Below are 18545 nucleotides of genomic sequence, written 5' to 3' on the forward strand. Positions count from 1 at the left end.
TTGTACGTTTTGTACAAAACGTACGGCGAAATCGGCATTTTGTACAAACCGGCAAGGTCCCGTTAACCTTCGCGTCGCGGGATCCTGCTGTCTGGCCGTCAGCCACCCGATATAGGAGGCACGAGGTCCCGGGTCAGGCCCGGGACAGGCGTTTTCGAAATCGGCCCTTAGCGGACCATGCCCACGATCTCGTAGGTCTTCTCCATGATCGGCGCGGCGATCTCGCGGGCGCGTTCGGAGCCGTTCCGCAGGATCGTGTCGATCTGTGCGGGGTCGGCGGTCAGGCGCTTCATCTCGGAGGAGATCGGTTCCAGCTTGGCCACCGCCAGGTCCGCCAGCGCGGGCTTGAAGGTGCCGAACTGCTGGCCGCCATGTTCCGCGATCACCTGCTCGACCGAGAGATCGGCGATTGCCGCGTAGATGTTGACCAGGTTGCGCGCCTCGGGACGCTCCGCCAGCCCCTCGACGCTTTCAGGCAGCGGCTCGGGGTCGGTCCGGGCCTTGCGGATCTTCTGCGCGATGGCATCGGCATCGTCGGTCAGGTTGATGCGGCTCATGTCCGAAGGATCGGACTTGGACATCTTCTTGGTGCCGTCGCGCAGGCTCATGACCCGGGTGGCGGTGCCTTCGATCACCGGCTCGGTGATCGGGAAGAAATCGACGCCGAAGTCGTTGTTGAACTTGATGGCGATGTCGCGGGTCAGTTCCAGGTGCTGTTTCTGGTCCTCGCCCACCGGCACATGGGTGGCGTGGTAGACGAGGATGTCCGCCGCCATCAGCGCGGGATAGGCGAACAGGCCCAGGGAGGCGTTCTCCTGGTTCTTGCCGGCCTTGTCCTTCCACTGGGTCATGCGTTTCATCCAGCCCATGCGGGCGACGCAGTTGAAGATCCAGGCCAGTTCGGCGTGGGCCGCGACCTGGCTCTGGTTGAAGAGGATCGACTTTTCCGGATCGACGCCGGAGGCGATGAAGCCCGCGGTCAGCTCGCGTGTCTGGCGGCGCAGTGCCTCGGGGTCCTGCCAGACGGTGATCGCATGCATGTCGACCATGCAGAAGATGGACTGGATCCCCGCCGTCTGGCTGTCCGCAAAGCGTTTCAGTGCGCCCAGGTAGTTGCCCAGGTGCAGGTTGCCCGAAGGCTGGATGCCCGAAAAGACGCGCGGCGTGAAGGCGGCATTGGGCTGAGACTCGGACATTGATGTTCCCCTGTGGAAATTCCTGCGCGGCTGGCTTACCCATGCCGCCGGACACCGTCAAGAAAGAGGTCCCCATGACGCACCCGCATAACGAGGCCCCGGTCAACCCGCTGCCGCCGGTGGTGGCGGCGCTGTTCCTTGTGCTGGCGGGGATCGAACTGACCCTCTGGCTGGGCGGACAGGGCATCGTCGGCGGCCCCGGTGCAGTCGGCTGGCGGACCTCGGCGATCGAGACCTATGCTTTTTCGGGGCGGGCCTTCGACTGGATGCTGGAGACGGGACAATACCCGCCCGAGCACCTGTTGCGGCTTGTGGCCTACCTGTTCCTGCATCCCAGTTTCAGCCACGGGCTGTTCAGCATGGTGATCCTGCTGGCGATGGGCAAGATCGTGGCGGAATCCGTCGGCTCTCTGGTCTTCGTCGCGGTGTTCTTTGTGTCCGGGATCGTCGGGGCGGTGGGCTTTGGCCTGTTCAGCGACGATCCTTGGCTGGTGGGCGCCTTTCCGGGGGTCTACGGGCTGATCGGCGGGTTCACCTTCCTGCTCTGGGTGCGGCTGGGGAACGAGGGCGCGCCGCAGGTGCGGGCCTTTGCCCTGATCGGGATGCTGCTGGCGGTGCAACTGGTCTTTGGCATGTTGTTCGGCGGCGGCAGCGATTGGATTGCCGACGTGGTGGGCTTTGCCACCGGGTTCGCGCTGACCGTCGTGCTGGCACCCGGCGGCGTGGCGCGGGTGCTGGAGCGTATCCGGCGCCGATAGGCGTGGTTCAGAACAGGTCGTCGGGCAGCAGGCTGCGACCGGGGGTGCCCGTGGGGACGCGCAGGGCCGGGCCACGTGCGGCCCAGGTGGCGGCGCGGTCCGGGTCCCCGGACAGGCCGGCGCCCAGGTGGGCCAGCAGGGACCTTGTCAGGCTCTCGTCGCGGACCAGGGCCGCCGCCTCGCTGTTCCAGCGGCAGGCGCGGCGGGTCAGCGCCTGTGAGCCGATGACGGTGATGCCGTCCACCAGGCACAGCACGCCCTCGGCCTGCGGATCGGCAACCAGCGCAAGGCGGTCGCCATAGGCATGTCGCAGGCGGGTCAGCGCGGCGCCCTGAAGGGCGGCGGCGCGGACATCGTCCCATGTGCCCTGCGTCTTGGGGGGCAGCAGCAGGATCAGGTGCAGGTCCGGGCTCTGCGCGGCCTGTTCCAGCGCCTGTGTCAGGCCGTCGTGGTAAAGAGCGCCGGTGCGGATCAGGATGCGCCGCTGGGCATGGCTGAACAGACGTGCCAGTGCCGGTTCGGCGTCGTTGGCAAGCGTGCGGGGGGCAAACCCGCGCGCGGGGCGCGACAGGGTCCGCAGCAGGCGCAGGTCATCGCGGCTTTGCGGGCGGGAGGGGCTGTTCAGCGCGCTGGCCGGGGCGGCGAGGCTGGCGCCGGTCTTGAGCGCATCGGCCCAGCAATCGGCGAAATGGCCCCGCAGGGCGCCGCAGAAATCATCGTCCGCGATCTGCAGGCCTATGACAGAGGCGGCATCTGTCCCGAGCTCCGGCCCGCCGATCACGGCATTGGCGCCATCGGCCAGGGCAAACCCCGGATGGATCCCGGCGGGGTGGGGGCTGGCCCCGTCCTGGACAAGGGCGCGCTGGACCGGGGTCAGGCGCGCCGGGTCCTCGGCCCGGAGCGCGGTCAAAGCGGGGCCAAGGCGGCGGCGCAACAGGGCACCGCGCAGGCCGTGCGCCACATGTCCATGCGGGGCACAAACCAGTTGCGCGCTGCCCTGCAGGACATCGGCAAGGCCCGAGACCCGGCGCCAGGCGGCGCGGTGGGCCTGCACGACCAGCAGGGGATCGGGATCGGCCACGAGGATGTGCAGCGACGGACCGCGCCGGGACAAGAGCGCCAGCAGGTCGCCCCAGGTCTCGAGCCCGCGTTCGCGCAACTCCGGCAGGACCAGCGGCCTGTCGGGTGCAAGGCGCGGCAGGCAGAGCAGCAGCTCTGACCGGGCGCTGGCGGCAAGGGTTTCGAGCGCGGCGGCCGTCTCGTCGGCAGAGAGCAGCGCGCGCACTGTCATGCGCGGGACCGTTTGAACATCGCCTTGATCTCGGCCAGGCGGAAGGCGCCAAGGGCCTGCCCGGCGACGCCGTAGGTGAGGATGCCCATGCCGATCAGCCCGGCAAGCACGGCCAGCCGCAGGTAGGGCAGGGCCAGCCAGGGGGTCAGGACGATGTTCAGCCCCCAGAGCACCGCGCCCATGACCAGAGAGGCCGCCACGATGCGCCAGAGCCTCTGGCGGAAACGGTCATCGAAATGCGCCACCTCGCCCATCGCCTTGGCGCCACGCGCCAGTTGCCAGACCATCACCCAGCCCGCCAGCGTGGTGGCGATGGCGGGGGCAAGCCAGCCGATCACCGGTGCCAGCCCGATGGCCACGGCTGCGTTGATCACCATCGCCCAGACCGCGAAACGGAACGGGCTGCGCGTGTCCTCGCGCGCGAAATAGAGCGGTTGCAGCACCTTCTGCAGCACGAAGGCGGGCAGGCCGAGGCCGTAGATCGCCACCGCCACGGCGATGGCGGCGCTGTCGGCGGCGGTGGTGGCGCCACGTTCGAAGAGGACCGAAACCATCGGCAGCGGGATCGCCACCAGCGCCACGGCGGCGGGCACGGTCAGCGCAAGGCTCAGTTCGCCGGCGCGGGAAAAGGCATTGCGCGCGCCGCTGTCGTCCTGCGCTTTCAGTCGGCGCGACAGGTCGGGCAGCAGGACGATGCCCACGGCGATGCCCACCACGCCCAGCGGCAACTGGTACAGCCGGTCGGCGGCATAGAGCCAGCCCACCGCCTTGTCGAAATGGCTGGCGACCTGCTGGCCCACCAGCAGGTTGATCTGCATCACCCCGCCTGCCAGCGCGGCAGGCACCGCGATCACCACGAGCCGCTTCATGTCCGGTGTCAGGCGCGGGCGTCCGGGGCGGATGCGTACGCCCGCGCGGTCGGCGGCCACCCAGACCAGCGCCAGCTGCGCCACACCCGCCACGGGCACCGCCCAGATCAGGTATTGCACCACGTCCCCGCCAAGCGCCGCCCCCATCCCCATCGCCAGGCAGACAAGGATGTTCAGCAGCACGGGCGCGGCGGCGGCAGCGGCGAAATGGCCGGTCGCATTCAGCGCGCCGGAGAACAGCGCCGCCAGCGAGATCAGCAGGATATAGGGGAAGACCACCCGCCCGAAGCCCACGGTCAGGTCAAAGCGCGCATCCCCGGCAAAGCCGCCCGCGGTGGCCCAGACCAGCGCCGGCATGAAGATCATCGCCAGCGCGGTCAGCGCCAGCAGCACCGTGGCCAGCCCGTTGAGCGCGTCGCGGGCAAAGATCAGCGGGTCTTCCTCGCCTTCGTATTTCTTGGAAAACAGCGGCACGAAGGCGGCGTTGAAGGCACCCTCGGCAAAGAAGCGGCGAAAGAGGTTGGGCAGGCGAAAGGCCGCGACAAAGGCATCCATCACCGGGCCGGGGCCGATCAGCGCGAGGATCATGACCTCGCGGACGACACCCAGAACCCGGCTCATCAGGGTCCAGAAGCCGACGGTCATGACACCGGCGACAAGGCGGATGGGTTTCATGGGCGTGCTCGCTTGCTGCTCTGGTCCCTCGCTTAGCTGAAAGGGCCGAAGGGCGGAAGGGGCGCGGATCAGAGCAGCGTCCGCATCAGCGCGATGGCTATTGCGGCGGCGACGGCCGGGTGGCCGGTGTGATCGTCCTGTGCGGCTATGTTGTGCGGACGTTCTGTCATGCAAAGCCCCCTGCAAAAGCGCGATGCTCAATGGGGCCACAGCCCAATTGATGCGGCATCGCAAGTCAACCCCGGACCCTTTCGAGACATCGGGTCCGGTCATCGGTGAAAAAAGCCAAGGGGAAGCGGGTTGATTTATCGGGTAGAGTTCCGGCAGGATTAATCAACCGGAGTGATGATCCGGTGCTGCCCTATATCTCGTGACGGGTGATGTCGCTGGTTGCCCCTGAAGTCACCCCAAAAGGTCGTGTTCGCGTGCCAGTCACTTTCGAGGTCCTGCCCGGGTTCAACCTGGTACTCGTGCATTTCCGCGGAGAGGTCGGGACCGAAGAGCATATCGAGTCCTTTCTCGAATATGCGGCGCATCCGCTTTACGACCGGCATCAGCACGCCCTGGTGGACATGGCGGACTGTACGCTGCACGACGCCTATTTCGCGGATATGCAGCGGCTGGCCTACCGGCTCAAAGGCTATTACGCGGAGCGCGATCATGCCTCGCGCACCTCGGTATATGCGCCGGGCGACGTGGTCTATGGCATGTCGCGGATGTACCAGTCGATCACCGATGGCCTCAGCCCCTGGGAAACCGGGGTGTTTCGGACACGGGACGAGGCGATGGCATTCGTGGACGTCGCCCCCGAAAGCCCGCAGGGCGCAAGCCTGCGGGCGATCTGGAACGCGGGCCGTTAGCCGCGCGCGCGTTCGGCGCCTTCCTCGATGGCCGAGCGCAGCTTTTTCTCGATCTGGTCGCGCTTGACCTTCGAGTGCAGTTTCAGCCCGAACATGTCCTTGACGTAGAAGGTGTCGACCACCTGTTCGCCATAGGTCGCGATCACGGCGGAGGCGACATAGATGTTCAGCCCCGCCAGTGTGCGGGCCAGGTCGAACAGCAGGCCCGGGCGGTCTCTGGTGTCGACCTCGATGATGGTGAAGATCTCGGACCCGTCGTTGTCGAAGGTGATGTGGGTCGGAACCTTGAAGGCCTTTTCGCGCTTCTTGAGCTTGTCCTTGGGCTTCATCGCCTCGCGGGCGACGACCTCTCCCATCAGGGTCTTGCGGATGGTGTCACGCAGGCGCGGGATGCGGGTGTCCTCGTAGGGCGACCCCTCGGCATCCTGGATCCAGAAGGCGGCGGTGGCGTAGCCGTCCTTGGTGGTGAAGGTGCGCGCATCCACGACATTGGCCCCGGAGAGCGCCAGCGCGCCGGTCAGGCGAGAGAAGATGCCGGGGTGATCCTGCAGGGCGAAACAGGCGCGGGTGGCGTCGCGGTCCTCGTCGGGGTGGATGTCGATGGCGATCTCGTTGTCCTTGAGGTCGCGCAGCAGCCGGGCAAAGACCACATGGGCGGTGACATGCAGGCCCTGCCAGTAGGGGTCGTAGTGGCGGCTGGTTTCCGCAGCCAGCGCCAGCGTGTCCCAGTCCGACAGCGCCTCGCGCAGGTTCTGGCGCGCCTCGGTGCCGCGGTTCTCGCGGTTGAGCGCCTCCATCCCGCCTTCGAGCGCGCGGCGCGTCTGGCGGTAGAGCGCGCGGATCAGCGCGGCCTTCCAGTTGTTCCAGGTGTCCGGGCCGACGCCGCGGATGTCGCAGACCGTCAGCACGCAGAGCAGGTCCAGCCGCTCGCGCGTTTGCACCGCCTTGGCAAAGCCGCGCACGGTGCGCGGGTCGGCGATGTCGCGTTTCTGGGCCATGTCCGACATCAGCAGGTGATAGCGGACCAGCCATTCGACGGTGGCGCTTTCGGATTTCGACAGGCCCAGGCGCGGCGCGACGGTGCGTGCGATGCGGGCGCCGAGGATCGAGTGATCCTCGTTCCGTCCCTTGCCGATGTCATGCAGCAAGAGCGCGACGTAAAGCACGCGGCGATTGATGCCTTCCTTGAGGATGGTCGAGGCGACGGGCAGTTCCTCGGTCAGGTTGCCGTGCTCGATCTCGGACAGGTTCCAGATGCACTGGATGATGTGTTCGTCCACCGTGTAGTGGTGGTACATGTTGAACTGCATCATCGCCACGATGGGCGCGAATTCGGGGATGAAGGCAGACAGCACCCCCAGTTCGTTCATCCGGCGCAGGGCGCGTTCGGGATTGCCGTGTTTCAGCAGCAGGTCCAGGAACAGGGTCCGGGCCTCGTCATCCTCGCGGAAGGCATTGTCGATCAGGTGCAGGTTGGCCTTGACCAGGCGCATGGCGTCCGGGTGGATCAGCAGGCCGGTGCGCAGCCCTTCCTCGAAGACCCTGAGCAGGTTCAGCTTGTCGGACAGAAAGGCCGCGTCATCGGTGATGGCCAGCCGGTTGTGCACGACCTTGTATCCGTCCTTGACCTGGGGCGGACGGTGGAACAGGCGCTGGATCAGCGGCGCGCCCTTGGTGTGATCGGCCTCGAGCGAGGTCAGCAGGATGCGCGTCAGGTCACCCACCGAGGTGGCATGGCGGAAATAGTCCTGCATGAACCATTCCACGGCGCGGCGTCCGCCGCGATCATTGTAGCCCAAGCGGCTGGCCACTTCGACCTGCATGTCGAAGCTCAGCAACTCGTTGGCGCGTCCGGCAGCCAGGTGCAGGTGACAGCGTACCGCCCAGAGAAAACGCTCTGCCTGGACGAAGGTTTCGTATTCCTCGGGCCGGAAGACGCCGGTGGTCACCAGTTGCGAGACATCGTCGGTGTGGTGGACGTATTTGATCATCCAGAACATCGACTGCAGGTCGCGCAGCCCGCCCTTGCCCTCCTTGACGTTGGGCTCGACCATGTAGCGCTGGCCCTGCTTGTCGTGGCGGGCGTCGCGTTCGGCCAGTTTCGCCTCGACGAATTCGCGGGCGGTGGCGTTGAACAGGTCGTTCCAAAGGGTGCGGTCCAGGTCCTCGGCCAGGCCGGCGTCGCCGGTCAGGAACCGGCTTTCCAGCATGGCGGTGCGGATGGTGAAATCCTCGGCCCCCAGCCGCAGGCAGTCGCGCACGGTGCGCGAGCTGTGGCCGACCTTCAGCCGCAGGTCCCAGAGGATGTAGAGCATCGATTCAATGACGCTCTCGGCCCAGGGGGTGATCTTGTAGGGGGTCAGGAACAGCAGATCGACGTCCGAGAAGGGCGCCATTTCCCCGCGCCCGTAGCCGCCGACCGACAGCACCGACAGGCGTTCGGATTCCGTCGGGTTGGGCAGGCGGTGCAGCACCTCGGTTGCGACCTCGAAGGCCAGGTGCACGATGCAGTCGGTGATCCAGGTATAGGACCGCGTGGTGCGGCGCGAGCCGAAGGGTTCGGCGGCAAAGGCCTCTGCCACCTTGACGCGGCCCGCGTCGAAGGCCGCGCGCAATGTCTTGACCGTGTGCTTGCGCACGTCCGTTTCCGGCGCGCCCTTGGGCATCCCGGCGAAAAGCGTGCCGCGCACCGCCGGAAGATCAAAGATCTCGGCGGCGGGCGCGATCAGGTTGTCGGGAAGCGTCTCGGTCTCAGAGGCCGCCGCCTGGGAGGCTGCTGGGGGCAGGGTCAAGGATCACCATCTGTTTGTCTTTTACCGTGGCGACGGCCAGCGCGCGCTGGTTGGCACCATTGCTCATCAGGCGGAATACACCGCCCGTGCCGGTAAAGCCAGTCGAGGTGAGCGCTGTGGCCGACAGCGCATCGTTGCGGCCCTGCGCGGCCAGTGTGCCGATGGCGGAAATCCCGTCGTAGGCCAGGCCGGCCAGCGGATGCGGCGCGGTGCCGTAGGTGCTGTTGTAGCGGCCCGAGAAGCTTTCCAGCCGGGCCACGTTCGGCACCGCGAACCAGGCCCCGTCAGAGGCCGGCAAGCCAAAGAGATCGGGGCGCACGTCCCAGCGGGTCAGGCCGATGTATTGCACCTTCGCGGGGTCCACCCCGGATCCGGGCAGGCGGTCCAGCAGGATCGGCATGGCCTCGTTGCTGGCGGCGGTGGTGATGAAGATGCTGTCGGCAGCGCCCGAGGACACCACGCGGCCCGCGGCGCTGGCGGCGGCCGAGACGCCCTCGATCGAGAGCTGGTAGCCCTGGGTTCCGACGATGTTGACGCCGTATTCCACGGCCGCCTTCTCGATTGCCAGCTTGCCCAGCTGTCCGGCCACGTCCTCGGAGTAGATTACCACCATGTTGGATTTGCCGTTGCGGCGGGCATGGGCCATCATCCGGCGGGCGGTGTTGTCAAAGGTCGCGCCCAGGATGAAGACGTTGCCGCCGGCGATGGTGGGGTTGTTGGAAAAGCCCAGGACGTTCACGCCTTCGTCGGCGACGGCGAGACCGGCGGCGTTCACCGCGTCGGCACGCAGCGGGCCCAGGATGATCTTGGCGCCCTCGTCGACGGCCTTTTGCGCGGCGGCCGCGGCGGCGGGGGCTTGGCCGGCGGTGTCGTAGACGCGCAGGTCGATGGTCACACCCTCGCCCAGGTCGGCCATCGCCAGCCGGGCGGCATTTTCCAGCGAGGTGGCGATCGGCGCGGCGCCCTGGTCGGACTGTGGCACCAGGAGCGCCACGGGGATCGGTTTGCCGGTATTGATGCGTGGACCGTCGCCGCCTCCGCCGATATTGGTCAGCGCAGAGGGGTCACAGGCGGCAAGCGCGGCCGCGGCGGCCAGACCGGCCAGCGGGCGCAGCGCCTTGCGGAAATTGGAAAAAATGGCGAACATGGACGGTGGACTCCCTCGTTTCTTGCGCGACATGCGCGGCACGGGCGGCGCGCTGAGCGATTTGGCGACGATCATAGAGAAGGGCGAAAGGGGGGACCAGTGACGAATCCGGAAAGCGCCGGACAGGGCGGCGGATTGACGCCGGGCCTGTACCTTGTGGCCACACCCATCGGCAACGCGCGTGACATCACCCTGCGCGCGCTGGACATGCTGGCCACGGCGGACGTCCTGGCGGCAGAGGACACGCGCAGCCTGCGGCGGCTGATGGAACTGCATGGCGTGGCCCTGGGGGATCGCCCGCTGGTGGCCTACCACGATCACAACGGCGCGCGGGCGCGTCCGCGCCTGCTGGCAGAGCTGGCGGCGGGAAAATCGGTGCTTTACGCGTCGGAGGCGGGGACGCCGATGATCTCGGACCCCGGGTTCGATCTGGCGCGCGCCGCCGCCGAAGCGGGGTTCGCGGTCACCAGCGCACCGGGGGCCAGCGCGGTGGTCACGGCACTGACGCTGGCCGGATTGCCCACGGACAGGTTCCTGTTCGCCGGTTTCCTGCCCAACGCCGGCGGGCCGCGCAAATCGGCGCTGCGCGACCTGTCGGGCGTGCCGGCGACGCTGGTGTTCTACGAATCGCCCCGGCGCCTGCCGGAGATGCTGCTGGCCGCGCAGGATGTGTTGGGAGACCGCGAGGCGGCGGTCTGCCGGGAACTGACCAAGAAATTCGAGGAGGTCCGGCGCGGACCCCTGTCAGAGCTGGCCGATCACTACCGCGAGACCCCGGCAAAGGGCGAGGTGGTGGTTCTGATCGGCAAGGGGGATTCAGGATCCGTTAAGGAAATCGATCTAGAACAGGAGGTGAACAAGGCGCTGGAAACGATGTCGGTCCGCGATGCTGCGGATTTTGTCTCGGCGCGGTTCGGGGTGAAACGGCGCCCGGTCTATCAACTGGCCATGCGCCTCTCGGCAAAAGGGGAAAGCGATGGCGCTTGATTTCGCGGGTGTGGCAGGTCGGGCCGACACCGGGCGGTGCGGCTATCACGCGGGCCTAGCGGCAGAGGATGGCGTGGCCGCGGACTATGCCCGCCGGGGTTATCCGCTGCTGGCGCGGCGGTGGCGCGGTCGATCCGGTGAGATCGACCTCGTGCTGGGCGATGGCGACGGCGTCATCATCGTCGAGGTCAAGAAAAGCCGCAGTTTCGACCGCGCCGTCGCACGTCTGTCGCAACGCCAGATCGGTCGCCTGATGCGGGCGGGCGAGGAATTCCTTGGCACCATGCCGCGCGGGTCGCTCACGGATATCCGTTTCGACGTGGCGCTGGTGAACGGTCACGGTGAGATCAGAGTGATCGAAAACGCGCTTTACTGAGGCGTGTCCCTGCGCCCGTGCAGGGCTGCGGTGCATTGCACCCGGCCCCGTCCTGCGCCATCTATGGCGGGAAGATTGTAGGGGACGCCGATGAAGATCGCCTTTCAGATGGACCCGATCACCGGGGTCGACATCAACGCCGACAGCACGTTCCGCCTGGCCGAAGAGGCGCAGGCGCGCGGGCATGAACTGTTCTACTACGGGCCGGACCAGCTCGCCTACGAAGAGGGGCGGATCACCGCGCGCGGGCACTGGATGACCGTGCAGCGGGTGGCGGAGAAACCCGCCGTCCTCGGTGACCGCGTGGCGGTCGACCTGTCGGACATGGACGTGATCTGGCTGCGCCAGGATCCGCCCTTTGACATGCATTACATCACCACCACGCACCTGCTGGACCGGCTCAAGGACGATGTCCTGGTGGTCAATGATCCCTTCTGGGTGCGCAATTCGCCGGAAAAGCTGCTGGTCCTGAACTTTCCCGACCTGACGCCGCCCACCGCCATTGCCCGCGACCTGGAGGTGCTGCGCGCCTTCCGCGAGAAACATGGCGATGTCATCGTCAAGCCGCTGTATGGCAACGGCGGCGCCGGGGTGTTCAAGCTGGGCGCCGCGGACGGCAACCTCAGCTCGCTCTACGAGATGTTCACCGGGTTCTCGCGCGAACCGCTGATTGTGCAGAAATACCTGCCCGCCGTGTCCAAGGGCGACAAGCGGGTGATCCTCGTCGATGGCGAGGCGGTGGGCGCGATCAACCGGGTGCCCGCCAAGGGCGAGGTGCGCTCGAACATGCATGTGGGCGGCCGCCCCGAGAAGATCGCGCTGACCGAGCGTGACCGCGAGATCTGCGCGCGGATCGGACCTGTGCTGCGCGACAAGGGCCAGGTCTTTGTCGGGATCGACGTGATCGGCGACTGGCTGACGGAGATCAACGTGACCTCGCCCACGGGCATCCAGGAGCTGGAGCGGTTCGACGGCATCAACGTGGCCGAGACAATCTGGCAGGCAATCGAGGCCAAGCTGGCATGAGCCTGATGCGGCCGGTCCTGAACCGCTGGTTGCGGATGACGGAGCGGCCGCACCTGGAACGGGGCAAATCGGTGCCACGGCTGCGCGCCTCCTTTGAAAGGAAGGCGCGCTTTTTCTTCTTTGCCCCCAGGGGCACCCGCCAGCGGCGCGACGTGCTGGACGACGTGCCGGTGCTGCGGGTCAACGAGGATCTGCCGGGGCCTTTGATCCTCTACTTTCACGGTGGTGCCTACGTCATGGGCTCTGCCGACACGCATCGGGCGATGGTCGCGTGGTTGTCGCGCGCAGCCCGGTGCCCGGCCTGCCTGGTGGATTACCGGCTGGCGCCGGACCATCCCTTTCCCGCCGCGCTTGAGGATGCGCTGACGGCCTATCGTGCGGTCATGGCGCATCCCGCCGGGGTCGTGCTGGGCGGCGACAGCGCCGGCGGCGGGCTGGCGCTGGCCCTGCTGGGCGAGATCCTGCGGCAGGGTCTGCCGCAGCCTCTTGGGAGTTTCGCGCTGTCTCCGCTGACGGACATGACGTTTTCGGGCGACAGCGTGACCCGCAATGCACAGAGCGACGTGGTCCTGCCGGCGAGCCGCACGCATGAAACGGCGATGCACTATCTGCCGGAAAACATGGATCGGCGCGACCCGCGGGTTTCCCCGCTCTGGGCCGCCTTCGCTGGCGCGGGGCCGGTCTGGCTGTCGGCGGGGGACAGGGAATTCCTGCTGGACGATACGCGGCGCATGGCGGCGCGGCTGCGCGAACAGGGGGTGACGGTGCAGGAGGACATCGCGCGGGACCTGCCGCATGTCTGGCCCATCTTTCACAACATCCTGCCGGAGGCGCGGACCACGCTGCGGCGGATCGCGCGCTGGATCAACTCTCTTTCGCAGACAGCAGCCGATAGCTGAGCGCCTCGGCCACGTGCGGGCGGCGGACCGTCGCGCTTTCGTCGAGGTCGGCGATCGTGCGGGCGACGCGCAGCACGCGGTGATAGCCGCGCGCGGTCAGGCCAAAGCGGTCGGCGGCGCGGGTCAGAAGCTCGCGCCCCTCGTCGTCGGGGGTTGCGATCTCTTCGAGGCGCTGGCCCTCGGCGTCGGCATTGGTGCGCAGCGCGTCGTGATCGGCGAACCGGTTTGCCTGGACGGCGCGGGCGGCGGCAACGCGGGCGGCCACGGTTTCGGAACTGTCCCCCGTGGCGGGCAGGTCGAGGTCCGTGAAACTGACCGGGGGCACCTCCAGCCGCAGGTCGAAGCGGTCCATCAGCGGGCCTGAGATGCGGCCCAGGTAGTCCTCGCCGCAGTTGGGGGCGCGCGAACAGGCCTGTGCGGGATCGGTGAGATAGCCGCATTTGCAGGGGTTGGCGGCGGCGACCAGCAGGAAACGCGCGGGATAGCGGATATGGGCATTGGCGCGGGCCACCACGACCTCTCCGGTTTCGATGGGCTGGCGCAGGGTTTCCAGCACGTTGCGCGGAAACTCGGGGAATTCATCCATGAACAGGACGCCGTTGTGGGCCAGGCTGGCCTGCCCCGGCTGCGCGGTGCGCCCACCGCCGATCAGGGCCGCCATCGAGGCGGTGTGATGCGGTTCGCAAAAGGGCCGCGTGCGCGAGATACCGCCATCGGTCAGCAGGCCCGCGATGGAATGGATCATCGAGGTTTCCAGCGCCTCGATGGGGGTCAGGGGCGGCAGGATGCCGGGCATGCGGGCGGCCAGCATGGATTTGCCCGCGCCGGGCGGGCCGATCATCATCAGGTGGTGGCGCCCGGCGGCGGCGATTTCCAGCGCCCGCTTGGCCCGTTCCTGTCCCTTGACGTCGCGCAGGTCGCGCGCCGCAGGGTCTGTTGTCACCTCGCCCGGACGGGAGGGTTCCAGCACGTTGTCGCCGGAAAAATGACGCACGATTTCCAGCAGGTTCCCGGCGCCGATCACCGTGCAGGCATCGACCCAGGCAGCCTCTGCGCCCGAGGCGCGGGGGCAGAGCAGGATGCGGTCTTCCTCGGCCGCGGCCATCGCGGCGGGCAGGGCGCCGACCACGGGCAAAAGGTCGCCGTCCAGCGATAGCTCGCCCAGAGCGACGGTCTGGGCCACCGCGTCCCGGGGCAGGATGTCGAGCGCGGCCAGCAACCCCAAGGCGATGGGCAGGTCGAAATGAGAGCCGACCTTGGGCAGGTCGGCCGGGGCGAGGTTGACGGTGATCTTTTTCGACGGCAGCGCGATGGCCAGCGCGCTCAGGGCCGTGCGCACGCGGTCGCGCGCTTCTGACACGGCCTTGTCCGGCAGGCCGACGATGGAAAAGGCGGGAAGTCCCGGAGTGACGGCGCATTGCACCTCGACCGGGCGCGCATTGACCCCCTCGAAAGCGACCGTATGGGCGCGCGCAACCATGAAACTCCCCACGTCAGACCGGGGCGAGCCTGCCCCGGACGTGGTTAGCAACTGGTTAACGCGTGGCGGGCGGGGTTAAGAATTTCCGCCGAAATGGTCAGTTGGTGCCGTCGCGCATCGCCACGAATTTCGGCCAGGCGTCCGGATCGTTCACCGTCTTGTCTCGGCAGAAGGCGTTGCAGAAGCCAAAGATGCGCCCCTCGCTTTCCATCAGGTGCGTCACCGGATCCCCGGAATAGGGACAGGTGGTGTTTTCGGCCTCGCCCTTGTCGATGGCGCGGGCGGGACGCGGTGTCGGGCCGGGCCAGGGCAGTTGCGCATAGTTGCGGTCGTACCAGGGCAGGGTCGCACCGCGCGCCAGGCCCATAGCGCGCCAGCGGCGGAAGGCCGGGTCTGCCAGGTGCGCGGCGACGTAGCTGCGCGCCTGGTCGCCCACCGGCAGGGCATAGCCTGCTATCCGGGCCGCGACCGGCGCAAAGAAGGCATCGGCGACCGAGTAATCGCCGCAAAGCCAGGGCCCGCGGGAACGATCCAGTGCAAAGCCCCAGATCGTCTCGATGCGGGCCAGGTCGGCCTGCAGCGCCTCGGACACGGGCGTGTCGGAATAGGCGGCGCGCAGGTTCATCGGGCAAAGCTCGCGCAGGGTGCCGAAGCTGGAGTGCATCTCGGCCGCGAGGCTGCGGGCGGTGGCGCGCATCGCGGGATCGCTGGGCCAGTGGCCCGCGTCTGGGTGGCGGCTGGCCAGTTCCTCGGCCAGGGCGAGGCTGTCCCAGATCACGGTGCCGTCAGACAGGACCAGAGTCGGCACCGTGCGGGCCGGGGAAAAGCGCGACATCTGTTCCGCCACGCCGGCCTTCATGAAATCGACGATCTCGATCGTCGCGGGAATGCCGAAGCGGTGGAACAGCAGCCAGGCCCGCAAGGACCAGCTGGAATAACTGTAATCGCCAAGAAAAAGCTTGTCGGACATGGAACCTCTCCAATCGATTGTGCGTTGCACTACAGCACGTGTGGCGCGGCTGGAAATCAGGATTCGTGGCGATCGGGATCACGCCGGCAGATGGATGCGTGCAGATTGATCGAAAACCCACAGACACAAAAGTGATCTGCGTGTCTGCCACGCGCGTATTACGATCAGGAGGCCCGGAAAATCGGGGGCCCGAGATCACCAGGGGAGCGGAAATGGCACTTGATTCATTCAATGACCAGAGCTTGTCGCGCCGGGCCATGAAGGCCGAACTGCTGGACGCGGAAACCGAGTTGAAACTGGCTTACGCGTGGCGGGACGACCGTGACGAGGAGGCGCTGCACCGGCTGATCCAGGCCTACATGCGGCTGGCCATCTCGATGGCCGCAAAATTCAAACGCTACGGCGCGCCGATGAACGACCTGATCCAGGAGGCGGGGCTGGGCCTGATGAAGGCTGCCGACAAGTTCGACCCGGACCGGGGCGTGCGGTTTTCGACCTACGCGGTCTGGTGGATCAAGGCTTCGATCCAGGATTACGTGATGCGCAACTGGTCGATGGTGCGCACCGGCTCGACCTCTTCACAGAAATCGCTGTTCTTCAACATGCGCCGGGTTCAGGCCCGGATCGAACGTGAGGCGGCGGCCTCGGGGGAGGAACTGGACGGGCATCAGCTGCGCCACAAGATCGCCACCGAAATCGGCGTGCCGCTGCGGGATGTCGAGATGATGGAAGGACGGTTGTCCGGGTCGGATTATTCGCTGAACGCCACGCAGTCGGTCGAGGACGAGGGCCGGGAGTGGATCGACACGATCGAGGATGACGGTGCGCAGGCCTCGGAGATTGTCGAGAATGAACACGACCGCGAACAATTGCGCGACTGGCTGGTTCAGGCGATGGGCGCGCTGAATGAACGCGAGCGGTTCATCGTGCGCGAACGCAAGCTGCGCGAGGAGACCCGGACGCTTGAATCGCTGGGCACCGAACTGGGGCTGAGCAAGGAGCGCGTGCGCCAGCTGGAGGCGGCGGCCTTCGGAAAGATGCGCAAGGCGCTTGAGGCGCAAAGCGGGGAAGTGCATCACTTCCTGGCATGAGACATGTGATCCTCGGCCTGTTGCTGTGCGCCGGGTCTGCTGTGGCGGACACGCTTTCTGACGCCGACGTGCTTTTTCTTGGCGAGGTGCACGACAACCCTGCCCATCACGCGCGCCAGGCCGAGATCGTTGCAGAGGTGCAGCCCCGCGCCATCGTCTGGGAGATGCTGGACCCCGAGGCCATGCCCCGGATCACACCCGACCTGATTGCCGACGAGGCGGCGCTTGGCGCGGCGCTGAACTGGGCCGACAGCGGTTGGCCCGCGTTTTCCATGTACTACCCGATTTTTGTGGCGGCCCCCGAGGCCGCGCATTTCGGGGCGCAGGTGCCGCGCGATGCCGCACGGGCGGTAATGTCGCAAACCCTGGTCGAGGCTTTTGGCGAAAACGCCGCGCGGTTCGGGCTGGACCGGCCGCTGCCGGTCGGGCAGCAGGAAAGGCGCGAGGCCCTGCAGATGGCGGCGCATTGCGATGCTTTGCCCGCCGATATCCTGCCCATGATGGTGGACATCCAACGCCTGCGCGACGCGCGCCTGGCCGCTGCCGCGCTGGAGGCGCTTGAGGCCACCGGTGGCCCCGTGGCGGTCATCACCGGCAATGGGCACGCTCGCAAGGACTGGGGCGCCCCGGCCCTGCTGGCGCTGGCGGCGCCCGATGTTTCGATCCTGGCCCTGGGGCAGGGCGAAAACGAGGGGGCGGCGCCGGACGGTGGGTTCGACCTGATCGAAAGCGCGCCGCCCGTGGATCGCCCGGACCCCTGCGAGGCATTTCGCGCGCGGTGACATCCGGACGACGCGCGATTGCCGCCGGCGTGCCCGGCCATTGTCTCGGCTCGCGGCTGGGCCTACAACCGCACCAAAGCGAGTGGGGCGGGGCCATGCTGAACGGGAAACGCATTCTTCTGATCATCGGGGGCGGGATCGCGGCTTACAAATGCCTCGACCTGATCCGACGCCTGCGCGAGCGTGGCGCGGCGGTCACGCCGGTGATGACCCGTGCCGCCGAGCAGTTCGTGACGCCGCTGTCGGTTTCGGCGCTTGCGGGCGAAGAGGTGCACCGCGATCTCTTTGACCTGACGAAAGAGGCCGAGATGGGCCATATCCAGCTGAGCCGCGTGGCGGACCTCTTGGTGGTGGCGCCCGCGACCGCCGACCTGATGGCGAAGATGGCGGGCGGCCACGCGGATGACCTGGCCACGACATTGCTGATGGCGACGGACACGCCGGTGATGATTGCCCCGGCCATGAACCTGCGGATGTGGGAACATCCGGCGACGCAGCGCAACCTGGAGGTCCTGCGCGGCGACGGAGTGCGGGTTGTCGGCCCCAACGCGGGCGACATGGCCTGCGGCGAACATGGGCCGGGCCGCATGGCCGAACCGATGGAAATCGTCGCTGCGGTCGAGGATTTCTTTTCCGACGGTCCTCTGGCCGGGCGGCGTATTCTGATCACCTCCGGCCCCACCCATGAACCCATCGACCCGGTGCGCTATATCGCCAACCGCTCGTCCGGGGCACAGGGCACGGCGATCGCCGAGGCCCTGCGCGACATGGGCGCCGAGGTGGTCTTTGTCACCGGACCCGCCGAGGCGCCGCGCCCGGCGGGCGTCGAGGTGATCGAGGTCGAAAGCGCGCGTGAGATGCGCGCGGCGGTGCTGGGCGCGCTGCCGGTCGAGGCGGGGATATTCGCGGCGGCGGTGGCGGATTGGCGCGTGGCCAGCGCCTCGGGGTCGAAGATCAAGAAGCAGGGGGGCGAGTTGCCGGTGATGGAGTTCGCCGAGAACCCCGACATCCTGGCGGAGGTGTCGCAGCTGGCCGAAGGGCGCCCCCGGCTTGTGGTGGGCTTTGCGGCAGAGACGGATGACGTGGTCGCCAATGCCACGGCGAAACGCGTGCGCAAGGGCTGCGACTGGATTGTGGCGAATGATGTCTCGCCGGCGACCGGGATTATGGGCGGGGCGGAGAACGCGGTTGTCCTGATTTCGGAGGGGGGCGCCGAGACCTGGCCGCGCGCGTCGAAACGCGAGGTGGGCGCGCGACTGGCGGGGCGGATCGCCGAGGCGCTGGGTGTCTCCCCGCGGGCGCCAGGGCCCTGGGACGGTGCGCGTGGCACGGGCGGAGTTTAGGTA

At 67.4% G+C, this 18545-nt stretch carries 16 protein-coding genes; 9 read left to right on the top strand and 7 right to left on the bottom strand.

Translation table 11 applies throughout. From position 1 onward, the window contains the following. Positions 1-167: 167 nt before the first annotated feature. On the bottom strand, positions 168-1196 hold the full coding sequence (gene trpS, locus PVW46_RS05060) for a tryptophan--tRNA ligase (protein ID WP_069208243.1): 1029 nt from the start codon (positions 1194-1196) through the stop codon (positions 168-170). A gap of 74 nt (positions 1197-1270) precedes the next feature. On the opposite strand from trpS, the gene PVW46_RS05065 reads away from it, so the two are divergent. Further along, complete coding sequence (locus PVW46_RS05065; protein WP_043141086.1) at positions 1271-1954, top strand: rhomboid family intramembrane serine protease; 684 nt, start codon at positions 1271-1273, stop codon at positions 1952-1954. A gap of 7 nt (positions 1955-1961) precedes the next feature. Here PVW46_RS05065 and PVW46_RS05070 read toward each other — a convergent pair whose 3' ends face one another. Both PVW46_RS05070 and murJ read right to left on the bottom strand, forming a co-directional pair. Next, complete coding sequence (locus tag PVW46_RS05070; RefSeq protein WP_069208242.1) at positions 1962-3245, bottom strand: phospholipase D-like domain-containing protein; 1284 nt, start codon at positions 3243-3245, stop codon at positions 1962-1964. Continuing rightward, positions 3242-4789: a murein biosynthesis integral membrane protein MurJ gene (gene murJ / locus PVW46_RS05075; protein ID WP_069208241.1), complete on the bottom strand. Its 1548-nt coding sequence runs from the start codon at positions 4787-4789 to the stop codon at positions 3242-3244. Before murJ ends, PVW46_RS05070 begins: the two co-directional genes overlap by 4 nt. Before the next feature lie 425 nt (positions 4790-5214). Between murJ and PVW46_RS05080 the strand changes: the two genes are divergently transcribed. Continuing rightward, positions 5215-5649, top strand: coding sequence for a hypothetical protein (locus PVW46_RS05080; protein WP_043141098.1), 435 nt, complete (start codon positions 5215-5217; stop codon positions 5647-5649). Here the strand turns inward: PVW46_RS05080 and PVW46_RS05085 are convergent. Then, the gene (locus PVW46_RS05085) at positions 5646-8441 is read right to left on the bottom strand and encodes a [protein-PII] uridylyltransferase (protein WP_069208240.1); all 2796 of its coding nucleotides are present in this window, start codon (positions 8439-8441) and stop codon (positions 5646-5648) included. The two genes, PVW46_RS05080 and PVW46_RS05085, sit on opposite strands and share 4 nt — an antisense overlap. Beyond that, a complete protein-coding gene (locus tag PVW46_RS05090) occupies positions 8401-9588 on the bottom strand; it encodes a penicillin-binding protein activator (protein ID WP_043141100.1) in 1188 nt (395 codons plus the stop codon). Before PVW46_RS05090 ends, PVW46_RS05085 begins: the two co-directional genes overlap by 41 nt. 99 nt (positions 9589-9687) lie before the next feature. Between PVW46_RS05090 and rsmI the strand changes: the two genes are divergently transcribed. The 4 genes from rsmI to PVW46_RS05110 all read left to right on the top strand — a co-directional run bounded on the left by rsmI (position 9688) and on the right by PVW46_RS05110 (position 12876). Continuing rightward, on the top strand, positions 9688-10575 hold the full coding sequence (rsmI, locus tag PVW46_RS05095) for a 16S rRNA (cytidine(1402)-2'-O)-methyltransferase (protein WP_074623089.1): 888 nt from the start codon (positions 9688-9690) through the stop codon (positions 10573-10575). Next, a complete protein-coding gene (locus PVW46_RS05100) occupies positions 10565-10951 on the top strand; it encodes a YraN family protein (RefSeq protein ID WP_069208239.1) in 387 nt (128 codons plus the stop codon). Before rsmI ends, PVW46_RS05100 begins: the two co-directional genes overlap by 11 nt. Positions 10952-11041: 90 nt before the next feature. Continuing rightward, complete coding sequence (gene gshB / locus PVW46_RS05105; RefSeq protein ID WP_069208238.1) at positions 11042-11977, top strand: glutathione synthase; 936 nt, start codon at positions 11042-11044, stop codon at positions 11975-11977. Continuing rightward, positions 11974-12876, top strand: coding sequence for an alpha/beta hydrolase (locus tag PVW46_RS05110; RefSeq protein ID WP_069208237.1), 903 nt, complete (start codon positions 11974-11976; stop codon positions 12874-12876). Before gshB ends, PVW46_RS05110 begins: the two co-directional genes overlap by 4 nt. On the opposite strand, the gene PVW46_RS05115 is transcribed toward PVW46_RS05110, so the two are convergent. Both PVW46_RS05115 and PVW46_RS05120 read right to left on the bottom strand, forming a co-directional pair. After that, positions 12842-14356 carry a YifB family Mg chelatase-like AAA ATPase gene (locus tag PVW46_RS05115; RefSeq protein ID WP_069208236.1) on the bottom strand — a complete coding sequence of 505 codons (1515 nt, stop codon included), beginning with the start codon at positions 14354-14356 and terminating at the stop codon, positions 12842-12844. The genes PVW46_RS05110 and PVW46_RS05115 overlap by 35 nt on opposite strands. A 97-nt stretch (positions 14357-14453) precedes the next feature. After that, positions 14454-15326, bottom strand: coding sequence for a glutathione S-transferase (locus PVW46_RS05120; protein ID WP_069208235.1), 873 nt, complete (start codon positions 15324-15326; stop codon positions 14454-14456). A gap of 212 nt (positions 15327-15538) precedes the next feature. On the opposite strand from PVW46_RS05120, the gene PVW46_RS05125 reads away from it, so the two are divergent. From PVW46_RS05125 to coaBC, 3 genes are all read left to right on the top strand, one after another. Further along, positions 15539-16417, top strand: a complete 879-nt coding sequence (locus PVW46_RS05125) for an RNA polymerase factor sigma-32 (protein ID WP_043141111.1) — start codon at positions 15539-15541, stop codon at positions 16415-16417. After that, entirely contained in the window at positions 16414-17199 is a 786-nt protein-coding gene (locus tag PVW46_RS05130) for a ChaN family lipoprotein (RefSeq protein WP_069208234.1), read from the top strand. The genes PVW46_RS05125 and PVW46_RS05130 overlap by 4 nt, the downstream gene beginning before the upstream one ends. Before the next feature lie 95 nt (positions 17200-17294). After that, the gene (gene coaBC / locus PVW46_RS05135; RefSeq protein WP_069208233.1) at positions 17295-18542 is read left to right on the top strand and encodes a bifunctional phosphopantothenoylcysteine decarboxylase/phosphopantothenate--cysteine ligase CoaBC; all 1248 of its coding nucleotides are present in this window, start codon (positions 17295-17297) and stop codon (positions 18540-18542) included. The last annotated feature ends 3 nt before the right edge of the window (positions 18543-18545 follow it).

The organism is Mameliella sp. AT18 (assembly GCF_028807275.1).
GTDB classification, from domain to species: domain Bacteria; phylum Pseudomonadota; class Alphaproteobacteria; order Rhodobacterales; family Rhodobacteraceae; genus Antarctobacter; species Antarctobacter albus.